Below are 5034 nucleotides of genomic sequence, written 5' to 3'. Positions count from 1 at the left end.
AAATAGAATTAAATTTTAATAAATTTTGTGTAAACATTTCTAATTTTCTACTAGAGGAGGTATTTATGCTTAAAAAAATATTTTCAACCATGTTGTCCTTCTCACTTGTGCTTTCTGGAATTATTACAGTTTCAATAATAGATCCAGAAGAAACTAAAGCTTCCTCCTACAATAATTTGGCTGGACGGCCTTTTATGGGTTGGAGCAGCTGGAGCTCCATTCGTAAGAAACCGACTGAAAAAAACATCAAAGCTGCCGCAGATATTATTACAGAAAAATTCAAGTTACATGGCTATGAATATGTAAACCTTGATGATTATTATCAACTTGATTGGACAACGAACGTGGACAAATATGGCAGATGGGTAGTAGATCCCAAGAAATTCCCAAATGGTATGAGAGCAGTTGGGGACTATATCCACAAAAAGGGATTAAAGTTTGGTCTTTATGTCACTCTTGGTATTCCAAAAGGAGCAATTGATCAAAATACACCAATTGAAGGAACACCCTACCATGCAAAAGATATTGTAGACTTCAGCAAGGGGCAAAAAGTAAGTTTTAATTATGATAATATGTATTCTATTGATTATTCGAAGCCTGGTGCACAGGAGTATATTGATTCTTGGGCTAGATTGTTTGCTTCTTATGGTGTCGATTACCTAAAAATTGATGGTGTTCGCAACCAGGATATCCTAGATATCGAAGCTTGGGCTAAAGCATTGAAGAAAACAGGAAGACCGATTCATGTAGAGCTATCCAATAATTTGGATATAAAAAATGTTTCTACCTGGCAGCAATTATCGAATGGCTGGCGGACAGATCATGATGTGGAAGCCTATGGAACGCCAACGCACACCAATTGGGAAAAGGTTTCTCGAAGATTTGATGATGTTGCAGAGTGGCAGCCTCATGCGAGAGCAGGCGGTTGGAATGACTTGGATTCACTCAATGTAGCAAACGGAAGTAAAGATGGTTTAACGGCAGATGAAAAACAATCGTATGTATCGTTATGGGCGATTGCCGCTTCGCATTTTGTGATTGGCAGCGACTTAACAAAACTAGACAGTTATGGATTGAGCCTGCTTACGAATGACGAAATTATTGGGGTGAACCAAAGTGGAGCTGCAGGGAAACGCTTGTCTAAAACATCAACCTCTCAAGTGTTTTTTCAAGAATTGCCGGATGGTTCGTACAATATTGGTCTATTTAATACAGGATTAACACCAGAAAATGTCTCAGTCCAATGGGACGTGTTAGGATTTAATGGGTCAGCCATGGTACATGATCTTTGGAGCCATGAAGAGCTGGGTAATATAGACTCAGGGTTCACAGCTAGACTTTCTACGCATGCTTCTCAAATGATTCATGTGGTTCCTGCTGCCGCCCTTACTGTTTCCCCAGCAAGCGGTGAAACGGAGGTTCCACCTTCAAACGTTACGTTAAATTGGAATCCAGAGTCCTGGGCGGATAGCTATCATGTCCAGGTAGCAAAAGATTCTGAGATGACAAAAATAGTTTTTGATCAGGCGGTTACCTCCCCTTCAACCAAAATAAAGGACCTTTCAACGGATACACAATATTACTGGAAAGTGTCCTCTATAGCAGATGGAACAGAACAACAAATAGGGATTTAATCCTTCCATACCAAAAAGACTTCTGTTCCAACACCTCCAGACTGGATAATGGCAAACAAAAATAAAAATAATTCTGTTTCAATTACTTGGAATCAGACAGCTGGAGCCACTTCCTATACGATCTACCGTAAAAAGGTGGATATTCTTGGCTTAGACAGTTACAAACCTATCGCATCGGATTTAATTACTCCAAACTATGTGGATAAATCAACTGTAAATGGTGCCAACTATTCATATCTTGTAACGGCAAAGAACGACATAGGTAAAAGTGAACAGTCTAGCGAGGTACTAGTGGACAACAACAAGACAACTATTCAGTTGATCACTCTTTTGATTGGATTTTTAATCTTAGTATTCTTAACAACCTTCTTTAGGATTAGAAGAGACAAATCCAAATCAAACACTATAAAAGGTCCGTTAAATAAAACAGCTTAAAAGATATAAAAAAGGGGTAGTTTAGTGAAAACTGCCCCTTTTCTTGTTCCTTTTGATTGGCACTTTTTTTATTCCTTCAATCGCGGTTTTGCAGGGTCACAATTCGGTGGTTCCAAACTCGTTGATTCAGCTAATTTCATAAGGTAATAACATTCCTCACGAAACATATGATCCGCCATTAAAGGAGCAAAGGTACCTAATGCTTGCTTACTTAATTCCAGTTCTTCTAGTTCAGACAAAAAATTTTGAAATAATTTTATTTCTAACTGGGTGTCTTCATTCATTCTTGTTAAAGCTGGAAACGTCGTCAAACTGGTCCTTAAGTATCCAGTTAGTTCAACAGCCTTCATATAAAAATCCTCAAAATTCTTTTTATATAAATTACTTTTCTCTCTCAACTTCTTTTCAACACCATCTAAATTGGTGGCAATCGCCTCCGAATGACCTGCAGCATCTAATAGCCATAAAAGATGATGATGAAGTTCATGGTAGATAGGTGGTACTTCACCTGCCTTTAGATGATTTAAAATCCTTACATATTCTTCTAATTCGTTAACCATGTGATTGAGAAAGGTGGGTGAAAGGTGAATCTTAATTTTGCCGATAAGATGCTTTCTAATTAATTCCAATTTAAATTCTCGTAAATTTATAACTTCTGCTTCAGCTTCAATCGTTAATGAACCTAAATCATCTGCTTTTGCACGCTCAAGCAGTGTGTCAAATATGCCAATAAAATCTGAGGCCATTTTAATTTCTGCTTCTTGAACTGGTGCAAGAGCTTCATAAATAAACCTTGAATGATCACCTAAAATTTGCAGCCAAAAACGGTGTTCAAATCGTGCTGTCCTCGCGAAGACATCATTCATGATCAGTCCTCCCCCTAAAAAACTACCCTCACTAATTTTAGATTTTATTCTCCTTATTAACACTTTATTAAGAAAAAAGCAGAACCCGCCTGTCCTTTTTTAGCGCAGAACAAAAAGCAAAAGAAAGGTTAATCCGAATGGACTAACCTTTCTCCTTTTATGAATGAATCTTAATTTAGTGTTTTTTCTTGAATAATTGGTTTATGAACATTACTCGCAAATTTATTTACAGTATAATAGAGCAGGCCAGAAAACAGAATGGTTGGAAAAGTAGCACCTATCGATGAAGTAAATAATGGAATATTTTTAATAATTAGATATAAAATGACCGATATTAGCCAGGTTGCAATGGCAGAAAGATTAAAACCATGAAAATACCAATACATTCCTTGTTTTTTATCTAATTCTAATTCCAGTATCATTAAATTTTTTTATCCGCTCATTTCTGATCATAGCTGAAAATAAAGCATCTTGTGCCTGTTTATAGTAGTTTCTTAAATACTGCTGATTCGTTATTTCATCACTGATACCAACCAATTTAACCTTCGTATCATTCTTTTGTAAATTTATAAAATTAATTACATCTTGGCATTTTTGTTCAATATTAACGCTAAAATTTTCACCAATAAAAAAGCAAATTTCATTATCACAAATGTTAAATAGACCCGTATTAAAATGATTCCAAGCAATATAATTAGCCAAGTTATAGGTTTGATCATTTTGATTCTCTACCATTATCATTACAAAATAATTGTATTTGTAGTGATTTACCTGACTGCTTGTAGTGAACTCTTCTAAATCAGTAGTACTAGTACTGGACATTTGAATAAATCTTTTAAATACTTCGTTATTCATTTTCTCATCCTTCGAGAAAGTGTGGATGTAATCAGCTATTATTTTGGTTACTTGAATTAACGGTATATCCCAAGGCATGATGAATAGTGGAATATTATATTGATTTGCTTTATTAATCATTCCATCTGGGATTGCTTGGATATAATTATCATTTAATAACACAACAATCCCAGCTATATGGCTTCTGAAACATTGTTCAACGAGGTTTATCAACGTTTCTTCATTTACTTCAACTCCAATACCTGTAAAAAATAACAATTCAGAACCCTTCACCCAATTTTCAATCATGAGCTCTTGACAAATAAATGGCCAACTGACAATTTTATTTAACCCTTCTGAACCAGCAACTAGTTTAAAATGTTCAAGTTCTTGGAGATTTGTTAGGTCTTTAACTCTTATCATTCGTAAAATCCTCCCTCAGATTTTTAATCATAATTCTGAGATACAACGTAAATCAGTTTAGCAACAGATATTTTTATAAACAATCTGCGTGTCAGAAAAGCTAACATATTTTTTATAGTAGACTAGGGTAATTGTAATCTTTCTCAACATAAGGGGAATATTAGGAATAATAGTATCCATCAGCAGTTAGTCATTCTTCAAAAAAGTAAATGGGTAAAAAACGGGGAAGTTACCGAGAAGGTTAACTCAAACAAACCGATTGCCAGTTAAATTAGACTTATTTGGACAAAATAAAGAGCCCTTCATAGCCAAGGGCTCTAGACAGTTGATTTATAAGTAGCTTTTTGCTTTAGTAGTCTTAATTTCTGGTTCTTAGTTAAGATTCTCCATAATCTTGCTTTAAATACCATAATATACCTCTCCTCTCAGAGATCATGTATTTTAGTGTCATTTTATACCATCAGCCTAAATTAAGTAATCTTTTTTTCTATTGTAACAAACATCTGATTGAAAGAAAATTCGAAAAAAACGACTATATTTACCCCAAATTTACAAAATTCACGCTCCATTTAAGATTTCAGATGAAAACAATAGAGTTTTATAGGGGAACCTTCTCTGTTATTGTCGAAATATGAATTAAAAATTTTGAATAAATATGTCAAGAATGTGAACTTTAATAATAAATAAATTTCTTTTCTTCCTAGTTTACTTCCCCATTTCTTAACATCCATCGCACCAAATATAGTTCTTCCTCCCCAACCTATTTTTTAATGATGCCCTATTAATCGAAAAATTTATAAAATTTCTATTCCTAGAATATTGATTTTTTTAAAAATAAATTA

At 34.5% G+C, this 5034-nt stretch carries 4 protein-coding genes; 2 read left to right on the top strand and 2 right to left on the bottom strand.

Annotated features, from left to right (window positions below; genetic code table 11):
- Positions 1-65: 65 nt before the first annotated feature.
- Both V7266_RS29800 and V7266_RS29795 read left to right on the top strand, forming a co-directional pair.
- A complete protein-coding gene (locus tag V7266_RS29800; protein WP_335472853.1) occupies positions 66-1634 on the top strand; it encodes an alpha-galactosidase in 1569 nt (522 codons plus the stop codon).
- A 48-nt stretch (positions 1635-1682) separates the two neighbouring features.
- A complete protein-coding gene (locus V7266_RS29795) occupies positions 1683-2069 on the top strand; it encodes a fibronectin type III domain-containing protein (RefSeq protein ID WP_335472851.1) in 387 nt (128 codons plus the stop codon).
- Positions 2070-2137: 68 nt separating this feature from the next.
- On the opposite strand, the gene V7266_RS29790 is transcribed toward V7266_RS29795, so the two are convergent.
- Positions 2138-2935, bottom strand: a complete 798-nt coding sequence (locus V7266_RS29790) for a DUF2935 domain-containing protein (RefSeq protein WP_335472849.1) — start codon at positions 2933-2935, stop codon at positions 2138-2140.
- Positions 2936-3331: 396 nt separating this feature from the next.
- Positions 3332-4192 carry a PucR family transcriptional regulator ligand-binding domain-containing protein gene (locus V7266_RS29785; protein ID WP_335472848.1) on the bottom strand — a complete coding sequence of 287 codons (861 nt, stop codon included), beginning with the start codon at positions 4190-4192 and terminating at the stop codon, positions 3332-3334.
- Positions 4193-5034: the final 842 nt, after the last annotated feature.

It is taken from the genome of Neobacillus drentensis (genome assembly GCF_036965645.1).
GTDB classification, from domain to species: Bacteria; Bacillota; Bacilli; order Bacillales; family Cytobacillaceae; genus Neobacillus; species Neobacillus drentensis_D.
The sequence above is the reverse complement of the archived record's forward strand: the minus strand, read 5'-3'. Positions and strand labels throughout refer to the sequence as shown.